The 19026-nt window shown below is 63.8% G+C and carries 20 protein-coding genes; 9 read left to right on the plus strand and 11 right to left on the minus strand.

All coding sequences use genetic code 11. The features are described from left to right. Nucleotides 1-10: 10 nt before the first annotated feature. From Q0877_RS10035 to Q0877_RS10065, 7 genes are all read right to left on the minus strand, one after another. Nucleotides 11-1006 (minus strand): MFS transporter, encoded by a 996-nt coding sequence (locus tag Q0877_RS10035; RefSeq protein ID WP_299167374.1) that lies wholly within the window; start codon nt 1004-1006, stop codon nt 11-13. After that, the gene (locus Q0877_RS10040) at nt 1003-1734 is read right to left on the minus strand and encodes a helix-turn-helix domain-containing protein (protein ID WP_299167375.1); all 732 of its coding nucleotides are present in this window, start codon (nt 1732-1734) and stop codon (nt 1003-1005) included. The genes Q0877_RS10035 and Q0877_RS10040 overlap by 4 nt, the downstream gene beginning before the upstream one ends. A gap of 116 nt (nt 1735-1850) precedes the next feature. After that, nucleotides 1851-2936: a sugar-binding protein gene (locus Q0877_RS10045; protein ID WP_299167376.1), complete on the minus strand. Its 1086-nt coding sequence runs from the start codon at nt 2934-2936 to the stop codon at nt 1851-1853. Nucleotides 2937-2979: 43 nt separating this feature from the next. Next, entirely contained in the window at nt 2980-4251 is a 1272-nt protein-coding gene (gene mmsB / locus Q0877_RS10050) for a multiple monosaccharide ABC transporter permease (protein WP_299167377.1), read from the minus strand. 18 nt (nt 4252-4269) lie between these two features. Next, nucleotides 4270-5808, minus strand: coding sequence for a multiple monosaccharide ABC transporter ATP-binding protein (mmsA, locus tag Q0877_RS10055; RefSeq protein WP_299167378.1), 1539 nt, complete (start codon nt 5806-5808; stop codon nt 4270-4272). A gap of 130 nt (nt 5809-5938) precedes the next feature. Further along, nucleotides 5939-7147, minus strand: coding sequence for an ROK family transcriptional regulator (locus Q0877_RS10060; RefSeq protein WP_299167379.1), 1209 nt, complete (start codon nt 7145-7147; stop codon nt 5939-5941). A gap of 32 nt (nt 7148-7179) precedes the next feature. Beyond that, nucleotides 7180-7701 (minus strand): gamma carbonic anhydrase family protein, encoded by a 522-nt coding sequence (locus Q0877_RS10065; RefSeq protein WP_299167381.1) that lies wholly within the window; start codon nt 7699-7701, stop codon nt 7180-7182. Nucleotides 7702-8169: 468 nt separating this feature from the next. Between Q0877_RS10065 and Q0877_RS10070 the strand changes: the two genes are divergently transcribed. Continuing rightward, nucleotides 8170-8946 (plus strand): hypothetical protein, encoded by a 777-nt coding sequence (locus Q0877_RS10070; RefSeq protein WP_299167382.1) that lies wholly within the window; start codon nt 8170-8172, stop codon nt 8944-8946. Nucleotides 8947-9183: 237 nt separating this feature from the next. Here the strand turns inward: Q0877_RS10070 and Q0877_RS10075 are convergent, their stop codons facing one another. Together Q0877_RS10075 and purU are read right to left on the minus strand one after the other, a co-directional pair. Further along, nucleotides 9184-9357 (minus strand): DUF1737 domain-containing protein, encoded by a 174-nt coding sequence (locus Q0877_RS10075; protein ID WP_299167383.1) that lies wholly within the window; start codon nt 9355-9357, stop codon nt 9184-9186. A gap of 19 nt (nt 9358-9376) precedes the next feature. Then, entirely contained in the window at nt 9377-10258 is an 882-nt protein-coding gene (gene purU, locus Q0877_RS10080) for a formyltetrahydrofolate deformylase (RefSeq protein ID WP_299167384.1), read from the minus strand. Nucleotides 10259-10410: 152 nt separating this feature from the next. Here purU and glyA point away from each other — a divergent pair, with 152 nt between their 5' ends. The 7 genes from glyA (at nt 10411) to map (ending at nt 16809) form a co-directional block, all read left to right on the plus strand. Further along, entirely contained in the window at nt 10411-11706 is a 1296-nt protein-coding gene (gene glyA / locus Q0877_RS10085) for a serine hydroxymethyltransferase (RefSeq protein WP_299167385.1), read from the plus strand. A 158-nt stretch (nt 11707-11864) separates the two neighbouring features. Continuing rightward, entirely contained in the window at nt 11865-12746 is an 882-nt protein-coding gene (locus Q0877_RS10090; protein WP_299167386.1) for a bifunctional methylenetetrahydrofolate dehydrogenase/methenyltetrahydrofolate cyclohydrolase, read from the plus strand. Nucleotides 12747-12841: 95 nt separating this feature from the next. Further along, nucleotides 12842-13783 (plus strand): ABC transporter ATP-binding protein, encoded by a 942-nt coding sequence (locus tag Q0877_RS10095; RefSeq protein WP_299167387.1) that lies wholly within the window; start codon nt 12842-12844, stop codon nt 13781-13783. Nucleotides 13784-13898: 115 nt separating this feature from the next. Then, nucleotides 13899-14699, plus strand: coding sequence for an ABC transporter permease (locus Q0877_RS10100; RefSeq protein ID WP_299167468.1), 801 nt, complete (start codon nt 13899-13901; stop codon nt 14697-14699). Nucleotides 14700-14704: 5 nt separating this feature from the next. Then, on the plus strand, nt 14705-15529 hold the full coding sequence (locus Q0877_RS10105) for an ABC transporter permease (protein ID WP_299167470.1): 825 nt from the start codon (nt 14705-14707) through the stop codon (nt 15527-15529). 69 nt (nt 15530-15598) lie between these two features. Then, entirely contained in the window at nt 15599-15958 is a 360-nt protein-coding gene (locus Q0877_RS10110; protein ID WP_299167388.1) for a VOC family protein, read from the plus strand. Between the two features lie 77 nt (nt 15959-16035). Further along, complete coding sequence (gene map / locus Q0877_RS10115) at nt 16036-16809, plus strand: type I methionyl aminopeptidase (protein WP_299167389.1); 774 nt, start codon at nt 16036-16038, stop codon at nt 16807-16809. Between the two features lie 56 nt (nt 16810-16865). Here map and Q0877_RS10120 read toward each other — a convergent pair whose 3' ends face one another. Both Q0877_RS10120 and Q0877_RS10125 read right to left on the minus strand, forming a co-directional pair. Then, the gene (locus Q0877_RS10120) at nt 16866-17549 is read right to left on the minus strand and encodes a class F sortase (protein ID WP_299167390.1); all 684 of its coding nucleotides are present in this window, start codon (nt 17547-17549) and stop codon (nt 16866-16868) included. Nucleotides 17550-17565: 16 nt separating this feature from the next. Then, the gene (locus tag Q0877_RS10125; RefSeq protein ID WP_299167391.1) at nt 17566-18339 is read right to left on the minus strand and encodes a CHRD domain-containing protein; all 774 of its coding nucleotides are present in this window, start codon (nt 18337-18339) and stop codon (nt 17566-17568) included. A gap of 191 nt (nt 18340-18530) precedes the next feature. Here Q0877_RS10125 and Q0877_RS10130 point away from each other — a divergent pair, with 191 nt between their 5' ends. Continuing rightward, nucleotides 18531-19022: a hypothetical protein gene (locus tag Q0877_RS10130; protein ID WP_299167392.1), complete on the plus strand. Its 492-nt coding sequence runs from the start codon at nt 18531-18533 to the stop codon at nt 19020-19022. The last annotated feature ends 4 nt before the right edge of the window (nt 19023-19026 follow it).

Here is a 19026-nt window from a genome sequence, read left to right on the forward strand (position 1 = left end):
CGATGATCGCCTACGGCACTCCGAGCCCCAGCAGCACCGACGAGCCGAGAACCACCCCGAGCACGGTTGACGCTGAGCCAAGTACCGCCACTCCAAGGAGCAGGATGCCGACGACGACGGTCCGCCGGATGCCCAGCCGCCGGATCACAGCACTGGCGGTCAGTCCACCAACTACCGACATGACGCCCTGACAACTGACCAGCACGCTGAGGAACTCCGGCGGCAGGCCGAGACCCTGATCGACGGTCGCGAAGATTGTGACGTTCAGGACGCCGGTAGCACCGACGGCGATCACCAGCGTCAGCAGCGCGGGGCGCAGCAGCGGATGGTTGAGCAGGAAGCGGAAGCCCGCCGTACTGGTCGCCCAGAACGACTCGGCCTCGAAGGGGTGCACTGATTCGCTCATGCGCAGGCGGCTGAGGATCAGCGCAGCGGTGAGGAAGGACAGGCAGGTCATCGCGACCACCCAGTGCATTCCCCACAGACCCAGAATCCCGGCGCCGACCAACGGTGACACGATGCGAAGACCCTGGTCGACGCTGCTCAGCAGTCCGTTGGCGGGAGCGAGCAACCGGTCTTCGAGCAGATCCCGGAGGACGCCGGACTGCGCCGCCGAGGTCACATAGGACGCGTTCGCATAGACGAAAATGACCAGGTAGATCAGCCACACCTGGTCCGCTGAGCGCACCAGCAGCAGTGCCAGCACGACGACGGCGGCAGCCGCGTTGGTCGCGGTCAGTACCGGAATGCGTCGGAACCGGTCGGCCAACTGTCCGGTCAGAGGGGCCAGCAGGGCGGGCAAACCGAGGGCGGCGAAGACCAGTCCGGCAGCGGCATCACTGCCGGTAAGCTGCTTCACCCAGATGGCCGCCGTGAGGTAGAGCGCGGAGTCACCGAAGTTGGAGAAAACCCACGCGAGGGCAAGGCGACGGAAAGCGGGAAGCCGGAGCACGTCCCGGTTGGTGCCGACTGCCGGACCTTGCCGGTCCGTGGTTCCGGCGCTCACTGGTCGCTCTCGACAGGCGGGCGGGACGAGCCGGTTCCCTGTGCTGTTGTGGCGCCGGGTGCTTCTGCAACGCCAGGTGCTTCTGGGGCACCGGTTGATTTTGCCGGCCCGCCGCGGTCGGGGTCGATGTTGAGCACCGCAAAGAGCTGGACTGGAACCGACCCGTCGGGACGTTGCTCGGGGTGCTGCCAGCGCCCGTCGAAGCGGCGGCTGAGTTCCAGGAGGTCATCCCGGAACTTTCGAAGTTCCTCGTGGGTGGCGTAGAAGCTTGAGCCCATGACGGACGAGACATCGATATCATCCACGGGTAGCTGCGGGGCTCGCTGCAGCCAGGACTGGATGCGGTCAGCCTGGCGATGAACATGGATGCCGGCCATCGCTGATACTGCGTGGACCGATCCCGCGGCGTTCCGGTCGATCACCTGCGAACGACTGGAGGAGACCGTCTTCCACGGCTTCTCGCGGCCTGGCCGGTCAACCTGCTCAATGTATCCATGCTTCGCGAGCATCCGCAGATGGTAGGAACAGCTGGCAACTGATTCCCCTATCGCCGCAGCGCACTCGGTTGCGGTCACCTCACCCCGGTCGTCAAGGACGTCGAGCAGCTCGAGCCGGATCGGGTGGGCGAGTGCACGGATCCGGGTTGGGTCGCTGGTGACCTGCTCGTCCGCGGGGCCGCGATAGGTGACCCTAGCTGCTGAGGCGGCGGCGCCGTCGTCGTCGGTCATGGAAACAGTGTTTCATCCTAAAGAAAGCTTTAGCAACAACCCTTTAGGAATTTGGGTATCAAAAACAAGATCCCCGGCCGCAGGAGTGCGGCCGGGGATCTTGAAGAGGTGCGTCTTTACTTGGTCAGTTCAGACAGCGTCGGATCGTTGGCGTAGGCATCCGCCGCGTTTTCCTGGGTCACGATCTGGGGTTCCAGCAGGTAGGCCGGAACAACCTTCACGCCGTTGTCGTAGGACTCGGTGTCATTGACCTCGAGTTCTTCACCGGCAGCAAGGCCTTCGACCATGCCAATGGCGTGATCCACGAGTGCGCGGGTGTCCTTGTTGATGGTGGAGTACTGCTCGCCGGCCATGATCGACTTGACGGACTCAACCTCGGAATCCTGTCCGGTGACAACCGGCAGGTCCTTGCCTGCAGCCTTGACCGAGGTCAGGATTGCGCGGGCCAGGGTGTCGTTGGGGGAGAGGACGCCGTGCAGTTCGGTGTCGGAGTAGTTTCCGCTGAGCAGCGTGTCCATGCGGGTCTGCGCGTTGCCGGCTTCCCAGCCCTGGGTAACGGCCTGGTTGAACTCGGTCTGGCCTGAGACAACGTTCAGGTTCCCTGCCTCGATCTCCGGCTGGAGAACGCTCATGGCGCCGTCGAAGAAGACCTGGGCGTTGGCGTCGTCAGGGGAGCCCGCGAAGAGCTCGATGTTGTACGGGCCCTCGCCCTGCTCCGCCATGCCGTCCAGCAGTGCCTGGCCCTGGAGCTCACCCACCTGGAAGTTGTCGTATGCCACGTAGTAGTCGACGTTCTCGGTATTGGTCAGGAGGCGGTCATAGGCGATGACGGTGATGCCGGCATCCTTGGCCTGCTGCAGCTGGGTGCCGAGCTGGGCGCCGTCGATAGCACCGACGATCAGGACCTCAACACCGTTGGTGATCATGGAGCTGATCTGGTTCTGCTGTTCGGAGACGCCGCCGTTGGCGAACTGCACGTCCGGCTCGTAGCCGGCTTCAGCCAGCCCGTCATTGAACAGGCCTTCTGCCAGCACCCAGTTTTCCGAGGTCTTCTGGGGAAGGGCCACGCCGATGGCTGAGCCCTCCTCGAAGCCTGCAGCAGCTTCGCCGCCGCCGGGGGTTTCCTCGGCCCTGCCGCAGCCGCTCAGCGCCAGCGCCGAGATTGCCGCAACGGCCGCCAGTGAGGTGGTTAACTTGCGCATTCCGTTTTCTCTTTCTCTATGAGGGGATCGTGTGGAGCTTTTGTCAGGACACGGTTGCGTCGTGGGAGATGACCTTCTTGGTGTCCGTGGGAACTTCGGGTTTGGCCTGGTTGCCGAAGTTCTTCATGAGCAGGCCGGTGATTGACCGCTTGCCCTGGCTCTTGTTGTAGACGTCAAAGGCAACGGCAACGAGAAGCACGAGGCCCTTGATGATCTGGGTCATGTCGGCGCCGATGCCAAGCAGCTGCAGACCGTTGTTCAGCACAGCCATGACAAGGCCACCGATGATCGAGCCGACCACTGTGCCAACGCCGCCCGTAACAGCTGCGCCGCCGATGAAGACTGCGGCGATTGCGTCGAGTTCCCAGCCGACGCCGTCGAACGGTCCGGAAGCGGTGGAGCGCCCGACGAAGATCATTCCGGCCAGGGCGGCCAGGATGGACATGTTCATCAACACCAGGAAGTCGACCTTCTTGCTCTGCACGCCGGTGAGTTCGGCTGCGTGGCGGTTGCCACCCACAGCGTAGACGTGGCGTCCGACGATGGTCTTGCTGGAGACGAAGGCGTAGATGATTACCAGGACGCCCAGGATCAGCCCCGGCACGGGGAAGGAGGTGCCGCGGTTGCCGGTCGCGAAGAGGTAGGTGGCGTAGAGGATGGCGGCGCACAGCAGGCCGATCTTCACAATGGAAACCCACTGGGCGGGGGGCTGGGCGCCGACCTTCTCAAAGCGGCGGCGCTTGCGCATCTCAAGGTAAATCACTGCGCCGCAGAGGGCCAGGCCGAGCAGGACGGTCAGGTTGTTATATCCCGTGACAGGACCAACTTCGGGAAGGTAGCCGGCACCGAGGTAGCGGAACTCCTGGGGGACCGGAACGGTGGTGGACTGGCCCACGTACTGGTTGAAACCACGGAACAGCAGCATGCCTGCGAGCGTGACAATGAACGCGGGTATGCCCACATACGCAACCCAGAAACCCTGCCACGCACCGATCAGCGCTCCGAGCAGCAGCCCGACGACGACCCCCATGTACCAGGGCAGGTTCCAGTCGCGCATCACCACCGCAACCACAATCCCGGCGAACGCGGCGACGGAACCCACCGAGAGGTCAATGTGACCGGCGATGATCACCAGCACCATGCCGATAGCGAGGATCAGGATGTAGGAGTTGCCGTTGAACAGGTTCATCATGTTGGTGGGCGTCAGCGTTTTGCCGCCAGTCATGATCTGGAAAAAGACAACCAGTGCAATCAGCGCAAAGATCATCCCGAATTGGCGGGTGTCTCCGCCGAAGAGCTGTTTAAGGGAGGTCATGGTTTCCTTGGATCCGGGTTAGGCAGTTTTTCTGCTGGCGGTCATAAGCTTCATCAGGTTCTCCTGATCCGCGTCCCCGCGTTTCAGCTCACCCGTGATGGCGCCTTCGAAGATGGTGTAAATACGGTCAGACAGGCCGAGCAGCTCCGGGAGCTCCGACGAGATCACGATGACGCCCTTGCCCTGGTTGGCCAGGCGCTGGATGATGCCGTAAATCTCGAACTTGGCTCCGACGTCGATGCCGCGGGTCGGTTCGTCGAGGATCAACAGGTCAGGGTCGGTAAACATCCACTTCGCCAGGACCACCTTCTGCTGGTTTCCGCCGGACAGCTTCGACACTCCCTCGTTGACTGACGGAGTCTTCGTCCGCAGGGTGCGGCGGTATTCGTCCGCCACGAGGAACTCCTGGTCCTCGTCCACCACCAGGCCGTTGGTGATCTTCTTCAGATTCGCTGCCACGGTGGTCGACTTGATGTCATCGAGGAGGTTCAGGCCAAGGGACTTGCGGTCTTCGGTGACGTAGGCGAGTCCGTGGTCAATGGCCTGCGGGACGTTGCGAAGGTGGATCTCCTTGCCGTCCTTGAAGATCTGGCCGGACTTGAAGTTGCCGTAGGAACGGCCAAAGATCGAGCGGGCGAGTTCGGTCCGTCCGGCGCCCATGAGCCCCGCGAATCCGACGACCTCGCCGCGCTTGACTGTGAAGCTCGCGTTCTTGCAGACCAGCCGGTCGGCGACGCGAGGGTGGGCTACGGTCCAGTTCCGTACCTCGAAGAACACCTCGCCGATGTCGGGAGTGTGCTCCGGGAATCGGGATTCGAGGGAACGCCCCACCATGCCGCGGATGATGCGGTCCTCATCAACGCCGTCGTTCTTTACGTGGAGGGTCTCGATCGCCTTGCCGTCGCGGATGATGGTGATCGAGTCGGCGATCTGCTCAATCTCGTTGAGTTTGTGGGAGATCATGATGCAGGAGATTCCCTTGGAACGCAGCCCGGACATCAGGTCCAGCAGGTGCTGGGAATCCGACTCGTTCAGCGCCGCGGTGGGCTCGTCGAGGATGAGCAGCTTCACCGACTTGCTGAGCGCCTTGGCAATCTCGACCAACTGCTGCTTGCCGACGCCGATGTCCTTGATCTTCGTGATCGGGTCTTCGTTCAGGCCGACCCGCGCCAGGAGTTCCTGGGTGCTTGCGTTCACCCGGTCCCAGTCAATAACGCCGAAGCGGGTGGGCTCATTGCCGAGGAAGATGTTCTCGGCGATGGACAACTCAGGGATCAGCGCCAGTTCCTGGTGGATGATGACAATGCCGGCGGCTTCGCTGGAGCGGATGTCCTTGAACTGGACCTCCTGGCCCTGGAAGACAATCCGTCCGTTGTACGTTCCGTGCGGGTAGACCCCGGAGAGAACCTTCATCAGGGTGGACTTGCCCGCGCCGTTCTCCCCACAGATAGCGTGGATTTCGCCGGCCGTTACGGAGAGGGAGACGTTGTCCAGTGCTTTCACACCGGGGAATTCCTTGGTGATTGACTGCATCTCGAGGATGGTGTGGTTATCCATGGAGGCCTTCCCGCAACTGACTGCGTTGTCTTCAGGCCGTGAATGGCCCGCCAAGAAAGTAAACTCTTAGTTGGGTGTTGTCGTCAAGCCTTGAACGCAAAATTGAACAGACGTGTTGGAAATCCAGAACCTAGCTTGAGCTGAGGCTGGGCTGGGAAAGGACGACGGCGGCGCCTCCGAGCGCTTCCGCCCGGTCTCCCAGCGAGCCCATGCAGACGGTCGTTGACTCGCCGACCACAGGCACAGCGTGTCGAAGCAAACCACGGCGGATCGGGTCGAGAAGGATGTCGCCGATTCCGGTCAGCGAGCCGCCGAGAACGATCAGCTCCGGGTTGATCAGGTTCGCAACATGGGCGATGGCGCGTCCGATGGCGAGGCCGGCGTCGTCAATGACGCGGAGCGTTGCGGTATCACCGCGCAGCGCCTGCTGCACAATGTCCTGCGCCGTGAGCGGGAGGTGGCTGGTGCGCTCCAGCAGGGCGATCATCGTCACGGTGGAGGCGACTGTTTCGAGGCAGCCGCGGTTACCGCATCGGCAGACGAGGCCGTGCTCGTCGATGGTGGTGTGGCCCAGCTCGCCGGTGATTCCCACGTTGCCGTAGTACAGGGAGCCGTTGAGGATCAGCCCGGCGCCGATACCGGACCCGACCTTCACAAAGATGAGATTGTCCACCGAACTGTGCGGGCCCCAGGTGACCTGCGCCAAGGCTCCCAGATTCGCGTCGTTGTCAATGAACACGGGGATTCTGAGCCGCTCGCTGAACGTCTCAAGAATGTTGATGCCCACCCACTCCGGAAGGATGGCTCCCTGCACGACGGTGCCGGTTCGTCTGTCGATGGGTCCGGGAATCCCGATGCCGGCGCCCAGCACCGCGCTTCGGGGAGTACCCGATTCGCTCAGCAGCCGGTCGAGGAGTTCCGCTGCGGCGTCGAGTCCTTCCTCTGCCGTGTGGCCCGGCGTCAGCGCGATTGCCTCCTCGGAGAGCACCCGGTAATCCAAGCCGGCAAGGACCACCCGGACATGGCGGCGCCCGATGTCGATGCCGACAGCAACCGAGCCGTTGTCATTGAGCGCGACGGACAGGGCCCTGCGCCCGGAGCTCGTCGTTGGGCGGGTTGTCACCGTGCCGGAGTCGGCCATGCCGCGGACGATGTTGGAGACCGTCGCCGTCGAAAGCCCTGTCTGGCGTGCGAGCTCAGCCTGGGTCTGTGGACCGCCGGTGGCGAGAGCCTGGATGATGCGCTGCTCGTTGAGCTGCCGAAGTGCTGACTGCGAACCGGGTTTATGGCCGCCCCGGTTGGGGACGGGCCGCGACGGCGCGGCTGACTCGACGGACATGCCTACACATTCCTACACGCAGCCAGTTGCCGTCAAGAAGTTAACGCAACCCGATGCTGTGCGGCCAACTCCTGATAGTGGGAAGCGTTGTCGCGAACACTCTGTAGTTCCTCGTCGCTGAGCTCCCGGCGCACCTTCGCGGGGACTCCGGCGACCAGCGAGTGCGGCGGCACCTGTGTTCCTTCGAGTACGACGGCGCCGGCCGCCACGAGGGAGCCCTCGCCGATCGTTGCTCCGTTCATGACGGTGGCGCTCATGCCGATGAGGCAGTCGTCCTCGATGGTGCAGCCGTGAATGACGGCGCTGTGCCCAACGCTCACGCGGGCGCCGACGGTGGCCGGGAACCCGGGATCCGCGTGCACAACGACGTTGTCCTGCAAGTTGGTTCCTTCACCGATGCTGATGGTCTCGGTGTCTGCGCGCACGCTCACGCCGTAGAAGGCGCTTGAGTTCTCCGCGAGCGTTGCGTTGCCGATGATGGACGCCGTGGGTGCGATGAACACCGACTCCGCGATCGAGGGAGCATGGCCGTCGAACTTGATGATGTGTCCCATCCGCTCAGCCTAACCCCGCCGTGTTTCTCCGGACGTTGGGGAAGCAATCCGGACACGGCGTGGAGCAACCCGGACACGGCGTGGAGCAACCCGGACGTGGCGGGGAGCAGCCCGGACGCAACGTGGAGCAATGCGGATCGATGTGAGGGAAATGCTGCGCACTTTTGTCCGGGTTGCTCCAGTCGATGCTCTCGCTCCGGGCCAGCAGCTAGTGCGTGGGCCTTATCCACATAGCCGATTCTTCTTCCGAGTCCGGGCTCCCGATGAGATTTGCTGGAGACCATGGACGATTTCCCACTTCGAATTCGCACCAGCGCTGACAAACCGTACGACGAGGCATGGCCACGCGAGCTTTCCCGACGTGCCAAAAGCGGCGAGCTGCTGAGGATCAGGCAAGGCTGCTACGTGGATGCGAGAAGTTGGGGGCAACTAGAGGACGAGCCGCGGTATCGCGGAATGCTGTCTGCGATGATCCTTACCGCACGTCGAACCCCACTGTTCGGCGCGGAGACAGCAGGAGTGCTGTGGGGTTTGCCCCGGCCGGACCTGCCGCGGGACATCCAGGTGATGGTGCCGGTTGAAAGCGGACGCAAGAGCAGCAACGGAGTCCGGCGCATCACTCGAACGTCATCCGAGCTCACCGTCGTCAAGATCGGTGACGGGTTGTTGGTTACGGGCAAGATCCAGACGGCCATCGATCTTGCGCTGATCTATGACTTTCCGTGGGCAGTTGCTGTGATGGACAGGCTGCTCAACACCAAGCCCCTGCCGGCAGAGAGCCGAAGCTGCCCAGTGACCAAGACTGAGGTCGAGGATCTTGTCGCGCTGCTTCCGTCAGGAGCCAAACGACGAAAGGTCCGTAGAGTCCTGGACTTCGCCGATGGTCAGGCGATGTATCCGGGAGAATCCCTGAGCCGCGTGTACATGGTTGAGCTCGGCTTTCCGGCGCCCGAGTTGCAGTACAGAGTGATCGACGAACAGGGACTGGTTGCCGTTGTTGACTTCTACTGGAAGGACCACGCGCTGGTCGGAGAGTTCGACGGTCGGGGTAAGTACCAGAAGCCCGAGTACACGCACGGGAAAACGCCTGCCCAGGTGGTGATCGAGGAGAAGAACCGGGAGAACCGCATACGATCCACCGGTAAGAACGTGGTGAGGTGGGAGTGGGCGGAAGCGACACACTCGCAGCTTCTGGCGCGAGAGCTGACCAAGGCGGGACTGCCACGGATCAGTCGGCATCCGTGAGGAGCTTGCGTAGCTTCGAGGAGCAATCCGGACACAGAGCCGAGCGATCCGGACACAAAACCGAGCATCCTGGACCGATGTGAGGGAAATGCCGAATGCTGCTCACTTTGGTCCGGTTTGCTCCCGATGGCGAAACGGCGATGGCGAAACGGCGACGGCGACGGCGAAACGGCGACGGCGACGCGGAAGTCACGAAGCGCGAGCTGAGCGGCCGCGCGCGTTGGCGAAGGCCCGGTTTCAGTCCTCGAGCACTACGGCCTGTGCCACAATCACGCGCTCGCCGTTGAACGTCACGGACGGGGAACCGTGCAGGCGGTACCCGCTCTCCAAAGCCTCACTCACCCGGGCGCAGAAGGCGCGGTCGTCGGGGCCGGTCAGCACTCGGTAGCGCAGGGGTGCTTCGTCATTCATGAATTTCTCCTGGTGGAACCTAGTTGAAGACGACTGTCCGCGTGCCGTCGAGCAGGACGCGGTGTTCGGCGTGCCACTTTACGGCCTGCGCCAGTGTGCGGCTTTCGACGTCGGCGCCCATCGCAACGAGCTGGGGCGCGGTCCGCGCGTGGTCCACCCGAATCACTTCCTGCTCGATGATGGGCCCCTCGTCCAACGCGGGCGTCACGTAGTGGGCAGTCGCGCCGATCAGTTTCACGCCGCGGGCATGCGCCTGATGGTAGGGGCGAGCGCCCTTGAACGACGGCAGGAACGAGTGATGAATGTTGATCGCCCGTCCCACGAGCTGTGAACACAGGGTGTCGCTGAGCACCTGCATGTACCGGGCCAGCACCACGAGTTCGATCCGGTGCTCCTCCACCAGTTCGAGGAGCCGTTCCTCCGCGGCAGCTTTCCCGTCGCCGGTCACGGGAACGTGGTGAAAGGGAACGCCGTAGAACGCGGCAAGATCGGCCAGGTCTGTGTGGTTCGAGACAATCACGGGCACCTCGATCGGCAGCATTCCGGCGCGCTGCTGGAACAGCAGGTCGTTCAGGCAGTGGGCGGATTTGGACGCCATGATGAGCGTTCTCGCCGGAGTGCCCTCGGTGTACAGACCCCACGTCATCCCGAACGCCTCGGCCACCGGCGCGAGGTGCGCTTCAACGGCGCTCCGCTCCGACAGGGTGGTGATGGCTACGCGCATGAAGAAGGTTCCGGAATCCGGGCTGCCGTACTGCTGCGATTCGGTGATGTTGCAGTCGGCAGCGACCAGCGCACCGGAGACGGCATGGACGATCCCGGGCCGGTCATCACACGAAAGAGTCAAAATGAACGACGACGGCGCGTTGCCGGGGACACCGGCCTGGACAGCTTCAATCACGGTCCAAGGGTACCGGGCAGGACGGCGGCACAGTCGCGCTGCGAGTCACCGTCCGAAACAGTTCGGGCCCAGTGCGTCCGGAACTTCGGGTGCACCCGGGTCAACAGGTAGCCTGACCTGTAGAACGCTCACCCCTTCACCAGGAGCCTCCCGTGACTTCATCCCCTCCCTCTGTGACCCAATCCGTCACCAACGCGCCGCTGTCTGAGGTGGACCCGGAAATTGCCGCGGTCCTCAACAATGAGCTTGCCCGCCAGCGCGACACCCTCGAGATGATCGCCTCTGAGAACTTCGCACCGCGCTCGGTCCTCGAAGCGCAGGGCTCGGTCCTCACCAACAAGTATGCCGAGGGTTACCCGGGCCGCCGCTACTATGGCGGCTGCGAGCACGTGGACGTTGCGGAGAGCCTGGCTATCGAGCGCGTCAAGGCCCTCTTCGGCGCTGAGTACGCCAACGTCCAGCCGCACTCGGGTGCGCAGGCAAACGCTGCAGCCCTCGCCGCAATGATCAAGCCGGGCGAAAAGATCATGGGCCTCTCGCTGGCTCACGGCGGCCACCTGACCCACGGCATGAAGCTGAACTTCTCGGGCAAGCTCTATGAAGTCGCCGCCTACGGCGTGGAGAACGACACCCACCGCCTCGACATGGACCGGGTCCGCGAGCAGGCCATTGCCGAAAAGCCGCAGGTCATCATCGCCGGCTGGTCCGCCTACCCCCGTCACCTGGACTTCGCAGCGTTCCGGTCCATCGCAGACGAGGTGGGCGCCCTGCTCTGGACCGACATGGCCCACTTCGCCGGTCTCGTGGCCGCAGACCTACACCCGAGCCCCGTCCCGCATTCCGACGTCGTCACCTCCACCGTGCACAAGACCCTCTCGGGTCCGCGCTCGGGCGTGATCCTCGCCAAGCAGGAGTGGGCGAAGAAGCTGAACTCGAACGTCTTCCCGGGCCAGCAGGGCGGCCCGCTCATGCACGTCATCGCCGCCAAGGCCACTGCCTTCAAGATTGCCGGCTCGGAAGAGTTCAAGGAGCGCCAGGAGCGCGTTCTCGAGGGTGCCCGCATCATCGCCGAGCGCCTCATGGGCAACGACGTCACCGAGCACGGCGTGTCCGTCCTGACCGGCGGTACCGACGTGCACCTCGTGCTCGTCGACCTCCGCAACTCGGAGCTCGACGGCCAGCAGGCGGAAGACCTCCTGCACTCGGTCGGCATCACCGTCAACCGCAACGCTGTTCCGAACGACCCCCGCCCGCCGATGGTCACCTCCGGCCTGCGCATCGGCACGCCGGCACTGGCCACCCGCGGCTTCGGCGCCACCGAGTTCATCGAGGTGGGCGAGATCATCGCCGCCGTGCTCAAGCCCGGAGCCGACGTCGAATCCCTGCGTGCCCGTGTATCACGCCTCGCTGCCGATTTCCCGCTCTACCCCGGACACGAGGAATGGTAGAAGACCTCCCACCGGGCGCGTTGGAGTCGGCGGCAGCCCGCTCGGACGATTACGAAATCCCCACGGCCGAGTGCTGTTTCACAGGGTGCTGTGAGCGCGGCAAGGCGTTTTTGCTCGAGGAGCTGGACAAAGAACAGCTCAACAAAGGAGCCGCTTAGATGAGCGCACAGATTCTTGACGGCAAGGTAACCGCCGCCGCAATCCGCAGCGAGTTGACTGAGCGCGTCAGCGCCCTGAAGACCCAGGGCATCACCCCCGGGCTCGGTACTGTGCTGGTGGGTGACGATCCCGGGAGCCGGTCCTACGTTGCCGGGAAGCACCGAGACTGCGAGCAGGTGGGCATCAATTCGATCCGCCGCGACCTCCCGGGAGACATCACCCAGGAGGACCTGGAAAAGGTCATTGATGAGCTGAACGACGACGACGCCACCACCGGCTACATCGTCCAGTTGCCACTTCCTGCCCACATCGACGCGCACTCCATCCTCGAACGGATGGCACCAGAGAAGGATGCCGACGGGCTGCACCCGACAAACCTCGGAAAGCTCGTCCTGAATGTCAACGCCCGCATGGATTCGCCCCTGCCGTGTACTCCGCACGGCATTGTCGAGTTGCTGCTGCGCCATGACATCCACCTCAAGGGCAAGAACGTGCTCGTGGTGGGACGCGGCGTGACGGTGGGCCGGCCGCTCGGGCTGCTGCTCACCCGCCGTGCGATCAACGCGACGGTCACACTGGCCCATACCGGCACAGCAGACCTGCCACGGCACCTCAGCGAGGCCGACGTCGTTATTGCAGCCGTAGGCATGCCCGGCATGATCACGGCGGAGCACCTCAAGCCGGGCGCCATTGTCCTCGACGTCGGCGTGACCCGCGTTATCGATCCGGACACCGGCAAGGCCACCCTGCGCGGTGATGTCGCCAAGGACGCTGCCGACGTCGCGGGCTGGCTTTCGCCCAACCCGGGAGGAGTGGGACCCATGACCCGGGCAATGCTCCTGGCCAATGTGGTCGAGGCCGCGGAGCGCCAGGCGGGCTGATCGCGGAGCGCCAGGCAGGCTGATGCGGACAGGAAGTGTCCTCGACACGCACTGATTGTCTTTTGCCAATCAGACAGTTCCTCTAGGCTGTTCTGGTGCCCAACCAAACTATCCCGAACTACGTCATCTCTGCTGACCGGCTGACCAAGCACTACGGGAACTTCGCCGCCGTCGACGGCATTTCCTTCGACGTACCCGCAGGTGAATCCTTCGGCCTGCTCGGTCCCAACGGCGCCGGCAAGTCGACCACCATGAGGATGATCGGCGGCGTCTCCCAGCGCACCTCGGGGAAGCTCACCATCATGGGACTCGATCCAGAGCAGTATGGCCCGGAAGTCCGCGCGCACCTCGGCGTGGTGCCGCAGCAGGACAACCTGGACGAGGAACTGCGCGTACGCGACAACCTACTGGTCTACGGCCGCTACTTCGGGCTGCCCATGAGCTACCTCAAACCGAAAGCGGATGAGCTGCTCGAATTCGCGCAGCTCACAGACAAGGCGAAGGCAAAGGTCGATTCGCTGTCCGGCGGCATGAAGCGGCGCCTGACCATCGCGCGCTCGCTGATCAACGAGCCGAAGATCCTCCTCCTCGACGAGCCCACCACCGGGCTCGATCCACAGGCCCGGCACATCCTCTGGGACCGCCTGTTCCGTCTGAAGGAGTCCGGCGTTACCCTGATCCTCACGACCCATTACATGGACGAGGCGGAACAGCTCTGCGACCGCCTCGTCGTCGTCGACAAGGGACAGATCATGGCCGAGGGTTCCCCCGCCAGCCTCATCCGCGAGCACTCAACCCGCGAAGTGCTTGAACTCCGCTTCGGCTCCGAAAGAAACACCACCGTTGCAGCGGATCTGGCCGGGATCGGCGACCGCCTGGAACCCCTGCCTGATCGGGTGCTGATCTACACGCACGACGGCGAGTCCGCCCTTGAGAAGGTCACCGCCCGCGGTCTGCACCCCATCACGTCCCTCGTGCGCCGATCCTCCCTCGAGGACGTCTTCCTGCGCCTGACCGGCAGGAGCCTCGTTGACTAGCCAGCACACCGGCACCCCGGATCAACCCGCACCGGGCCAGAAAGCGGCGGCGCAGCCGGCGACAGCACAAACGACGACGACGGCGCCTCCCGTCCCCGCTGCCCACTCGCCAAAGATTTCGGCTGAGCGCGCCCGCAAGTTCGGATCCTGGTACTACGCCGAGCATGCACTCAAGGTGATGAACGGCTATCGCTGGACGCTGCTGGCCTACAGCGTGGGCAACCCGGTGATGTACCTGTTCGCGATGGGGGTGGGCCTGGCCACGCTGGTGGACAGCAACAGCGCCCAAAGCGCGTTCGGCGGAGTCAGCTACCTGGCTTTCATTGCGCCCGCGCTCCTGTCTTCGGCGACCATCATGGCGGCTGCCACCGAGTTCACGTACCCCGTGATGGACGGGTTCAAATGGCGGCGCGTGTACTACGGGCCGCATGCATCCCCGCTGGGCGTCCACCAGATCGTCAACGGCTACATCATTGCCATTGCCATCCGGCTGTTTTTGATGTCCGTCATCTACTTCGGGATCGTCGCGCTGTTTGGAGCATCGCCCTCGGCCTGGGGTTCGTTGGCCATTCTCGTTGCGGTTGTGTGCGGGCTCTCCTTCGGTCTCCCGCTGATGGCCTATTCGGCAAGCATCACCGAAGACAAAGGACAGTTCGCCCTGGTCATGCGCTTCATCGTGACGCCGCTGTTCCTGTTCTCGGGCACCTTCTTCCCGCTCGAGACACTCCCCGTTTTCCTGCGCTGGATCGGTTGGATTTCGCCGCTGTGGCACGGCACCGAGCTCGGACGGCTGCTGACCTACGGATACGCCGAACCGCTTTGGCTCACCGCGATTCACGTCCTCTATCTCGTGGGGCTGGCACTGCTCGGCTGGGTCCTGGCCCGCCGCGTCTACGAACGGAGGCTGGGCAAGTGAGCAACATACTGACCGAAGAGGACTACCGGGTCCAGGTTAAGGACCGCCCGTTCAGCGCGCTGTACGCGCGGAATGCGAAAGCCGTCATCGCCCGCGGCCTGCGCGCAACCAAGAGCAGCAACTGGCTGATCATGGTGTCCGGTTTCTTCGAGCCGGTGCTCTACCTCATCTCGATGGGTGTGGGCCTCGGCGCCCTGGTGGGCACCGTCGTCGGCCCCGGCGGAGGTGAGATCAGCTACGCCGCCTATATTGCGCCGGCGCTTCTCGCGGTCTCCGCGATGAACGGCGCGGTCTACGACTCCACCTGGAACGTGTTCTTCAAGATGAACTTCGCGAAGCTGTACCAGGGCATGCTCTACACCTCGCTGGGCCCGTTGGATGTTGCGATTGGCGAGATCTTCCTCGCGTTGCTGCGCGGAGCCCTGTACGCGACGGGCTTCACTGCGGTGATGGGGATGATGGGGCTGATCACCACGCCGTGGGCGCTGCTGATGGTGCCCGCGTCGGTGCTGATCGCCTTCGGGTTCGCCTCGTTCGGCATGGGCATCACCAGCTACATGAAGACCTTCCAGCAGATGGACTGGATCAACTTCGTCATGCTGCCCATGTTCCTGTTCTCCGCCACTTTCTACCCGTTGAGCGTGTACCCGCAGGGCATCCAGTGGTTCATTCAGGCGCTTCCGCTCTGGCACGGGGTTGAGCTGCTCCGCCAGCTCAGCGTGGGAATCTTCACTCCGGCGACCGCAATCCACATCATCTACTACCTGGTCATGATCCTCGTCGGCATGGTGCTGACCACCCTGCGCCTGCGGAAGCTGTTCCTGAAGTAGGAACGGGCAAGGACAGAAGATGTCCGCGAATGCCTACCGCCGGGGCGAGCTTCGGCAGATACTTGAGCAATGATCGGGAAATGGCACGCAACCGTCTTCGACTGCTCAAATACAGACCAGCTGGCGTCCTTCTATGAGGACCTGCTGGGCATGATCCGCGTCCAGCATGATGACAACGGGTGGATCACCATTGGGGACGCTCCGGACCGTCCGGCGCTGGCCTTCCAGCAGGTCGAGGGGTACACGCCGCCCAAATGGCCGGGTCAGGACCTGCCGCAGCAGGTGCACCTGGATGTCCGGGTGGATGATCTCGACGTGGCGGAGGAGCAGGTGCTGGCGCTCGGAGCAACAGGCATGAACTCCGGAACAGGAACGTTTAGGGTGTATCTGGACCCCGCAGGGCACCCGTTCTGCCTCGTGTCCTGGTGACATCTGCCGGGGACGGGGACGGGTGAGGTCTCCTGGCGGCGTCTCGTCCTGAAGCATTCCCTGAACCGAAGGCATTGATGATCGAAATTCTCACGGCCCGCGAAATCGAGGCTGCCCGGCCGGCGGGCCGGCTGGTGGCGCGGGTGCTGCAGTCGCTGAAGCAACGCACCGTACCCGGCACCAACCTGCTGGAGCTCGACACCTGGGCATGGGCGTTGATCGAAGAGGCCGGAGCACGTTCCTGCTACGTCGACTACGCGCCCTCTTTTGGTCGCGGACCCTTCGGCAAAGTTATCTGCACGTCGGTGAATGACGCGGTGCTGCACGGCCTGCCACACGACTATGCGCTCCGGGAAGGTGACCTGCTCACCCTCGACTTCGCTGTGGAACGGGGCGGCTGGGTAGCCGACGCGGCTATCAGCTTCATCGTGGGGCGTCCGGTCACTGAGCAGGACCAGCACCTGATTGATACCACGACGGCGGCGCTGTCGGCCGGGATTGAGGCAGCACAGCCGGGCAACAAGATCGGTGACATCTCCTACGCCATCGGGTCGGTCCTCACCGATGCCGGCTACGAGGTCAACACCGAGTTCGGTGGGCACGGCGTGGGCAGCACGATGCACCAGGACCCGCACATCTCAAACATCGGCCGGCCAGGCAGGGGCTACACGCTCCGGCCCGGCTTGCTGCTGGCGATTGAACCGTGGGCGATGGTCGGCACCAAACAGCTGGTCATCGATCCGGACGGCTGGACGCTGCGCAGTGCAAATGGCGGCCGCACCGCCCACGCCGAACACACGGTGGCAATCACCGAAACGGGCCCGGAAATCCTGACGGGATCGCAGCCCTAGCGAGGACCGCATGCTCGACGGCATCGGGGGAGGACTTCCGCCAGAATAGCCACGAGTCAGACGACGAGTTTCGCGAAGACCACGTAGTTGTCGTCGAAGAGCCCGGTTGCCGGATCGTAGCCGTCGCAGGTGATGAGGCGAAGTTCGGCGCCGGGCGTGTATCCGTAGACGGTAGCGGTGGGGAAGTTGTCTTTCGGATACTGCTCCCCGCGCTCCACCTCGAAAGTGGCCGTTGATCCATCGGCCCGCTGCACCTCTATCCGGTCACCGGCCTTCAGGCTGCGCAGGTCAGCGAACACTCCGGGCCCGCCGCCGGTTGCGTTGACGTGACCGAGCAGGACAGCCGGTCCGCGTTCGCCGGGACTGGGGGACTGGTTGTACCAGCTGGCGGGTGCGCCCGGCCCGTCGGGCGGTACCTCGAGGGAGCCGTTCTCCCGAAGACCGAGCGAGAGCAGTTCTGAACCGGCGCCGATCGACGGAATCGAGAAGGAGAGCGGTTCGGAGGCTTCGAGCACCGGCGGGAGCGAAGCAGCGGGAGTAGGTTCCGCGGCGGGCGGAGTTGAGGCGCCTGCTCCGGGGGACGCTCTCGGTGACGCCGGCGCTGAGGCGGAGGGCGCCGTCGTCGTGGGTGGCTGCGCTGTCTGGCCGGGGCCGGAGGTGCCGCAACCGGTCAGTATCAGCAGGGCGGCCGCCGCAGAAGCTGCAAGGCTTCTGCGGCGGCCGGAGTTGGAGCTGATCATGGGATCAGATCAGTCCCTACTTGGTGGTCGAGCGACGGACAGCGTAGGTGCCGCCGGCAGCTGCAGCCAGAACGAGGCCACCACCGAGGGCGATCATGCCCAGGTTGGAGCCGGTCTGCTGCTCAACACCGGTATCAGCGCCACCCTCAGGCATAGCGCCCATTTGGGAAGCAACCAGGGTGCCACACAGTGCCGGTGAGGTTGCGCCCAACGGCAGATCCGGGTTCAGGTCACTCGGGGAGTTGAACACCTCTTCGCTGACGCCTGCGGTGGCGGGGTCAAGACCGTGGACAACGACGACGGCGGTGCCGGCATCAAGCGCGTCCTGGGTTTCCTGGTTCAGTTCGAACGTCCGGGAAATGGTGTAGGAGCCGCCCTGGCCGCCGAGGGCAAGATCAAGACCGGCAGCGGGGCTGGTGTCGCCGCTGGTCGAGAGGGTGGTCTGGATCGCGCCGTAGCGGTCGGCTCCTTCGGTGACGCTGACGATGCCGTCGCCGTTCTCATCATCGGCCGGGGTGGGGCAGGTGCCCATTGCGAGGCCGTGGAGGTGCTGAACGTGCGGGTAGGGTCCGCCCATGAAGGTCTCAGCCAGGCCGGAAACCTCAAGGTTCACAGTTGCCTGTGTGCCCTTCACATCAACTGTGATGCTGCCGGTACCAGTGGTGCCGTTCAGCTGACCGAGGGTCGAGGAGTAGTAGCCGGTCGCGTGGTCAGCCATGGCGGGAGCGCCGCTCATTGCGAGCAAACCCATAGCGAGCGTGGGGATTGCGAAAAGAGCTTTCTTGTTCATGATTCCTCCATAGTGCGAATGGGGCGCGCACCGGAAAGGGTACGCATGATCCTAGTTCGGGGTGGTTTGCGTCACGGATGGGTGTGAGTCAGACTATTTTTTCCGACGCCCGGTCAGCAGGCCGTTGAAGTGCCTTTTCGCCGGTGGTGGAAGCAGCCGTGACCGCACTCCGGGTTTGCGACAATGGGTGTATGCAACCACTGGGAACTTCTGGAAAAACCGCGGGCAAGGGCCTGAGCCTGCGCATGGGCGGCGTGGGGATGGCCATCATGTTGGTGGTGTTCCTCGTGGCCGTGGTCTTCGCGGCCAATGAGAACGACGTCGTCGGCTGGCTTGTCGTCATCATCTCCCTTGGCTGGCTGCTGGTTTTCAGCTTTGTGGTCTTCACGGTGCGCTCCGCGGCTCGGAAGGCCAGCGCCCGGATCGACGAGTTCAACAGGACTGCCGGCGGCGGCATGGCAGGCAGGGGGCCGGCCGGCACCAGCTCCGCCATGCGGGATGAAAAGCTGGACCACAGCTTCAAGATCGTCCAGGTTCAGGCGCGCGTCATTCGCGATCATCTGGGCAAGGACCAGGGCGTGGTGGACCGCGCCATCGAAACCATCGAGATCACCTCGCACAATGCGCGCAGCATGATGAAAAACAACGACGACGGCCCCGTCGAGGGCACCGTCGTAGACTAGCGCT

It is taken from the genome of uncultured Arthrobacter sp. (assembly GCF_947495145.1).
GTDB lineage: Bacteria > Actinomycetota > Actinomycetes > Actinomycetales > Micrococcaceae > Arthrobacter_D.

Excerpts from the sequence above, each read along its gene's own strand:
- Q0877_RS10065 (WP_299167381.1), bottom strand. The coding sequence starts at position 7,701 with ATGGGACACATCATCAAGTTCGACGGCCATGCTCCCTCGATCGCGGAG.
- Q0877_RS10070 (WP_299167382.1), top strand. The coding sequence starts at position 8,170 with ATGATCCTTACCGCACGTCGAACCCCACTGTTCGGCGCGGAGACAGCA.
- mmsB (WP_299167377.1), bottom strand. The coding sequence starts at position 4,251 with ATGACCTCCCTTAAACAGCTCTTCGGCGGAGACACCCGCCAATTCGGG.
- Q0877_RS10060 (WP_299167379.1), bottom strand. The coding sequence starts at position 7,147 with ATGTCCGTCGAGTCAGCCGCGCCGTCGCGGCCCGTCCCCAACCGGGGC.
- map (WP_299167389.1), top strand. The coding sequence starts at position 16,036 with ATGATCGAAATTCTCACGGCCCGCGAAATCGAGGCTGCCCGGCCGGCG.
- Q0877_RS10130 (WP_299167392.1), top strand. The coding sequence starts at position 18,531 with ATGCAACCACTGGGAACTTCTGGAAAAACCGCGGGCAAGGGCCTGAGC.
- Q0877_RS10125 (WP_299167391.1), bottom strand. The coding sequence starts at position 18,339 with ATGAACAAGAAAGCTCTTTTCGCAATCCCCACGCTCGCTATGGGTTTG.
- Q0877_RS10075 (WP_299167383.1), bottom strand. The coding sequence starts at position 9,357 with ATGAATGACGAAGCACCCCTGCGCTACCGAGTGCTGACCGGCCCCGAC.
- Q0877_RS10090 (WP_299167386.1), top strand. The coding sequence starts at position 11,865 with ATGAGCGCACAGATTCTTGACGGCAAGGTAACCGCCGCCGCAATCCGC.
- Q0877_RS10045 (WP_299167376.1), bottom strand. The coding sequence starts at position 2,936 with ATGCGCAAGTTAACCACCTCACTGGCGGCCGTTGCGGCAATCTCGGCG.
- Q0877_RS10110 (WP_299167388.1), top strand. The coding sequence starts at position 15,599 with ATGATCGGGAAATGGCACGCAACCGTCTTCGACTGCTCAAATACAGAC.
- mmsA (WP_299167378.1), bottom strand. The coding sequence starts at position 5,808 with ATGGATAACCACACCATCCTCGAGATGCAGTCAATCACCAAGGAATTC.
- Q0877_RS10120 (WP_299167390.1), bottom strand. The coding sequence starts at position 17,549 with ATGATCAGCTCCAACTCCGGCCGCCGCAGAAGCCTTGCAGCTTCTGCG.
- Q0877_RS10040 (WP_299167375.1), bottom strand. The coding sequence starts at position 1,734 with ATGACCGACGACGACGGCGCCGCCGCCTCAGCAGCTAGGGTCACCTAT.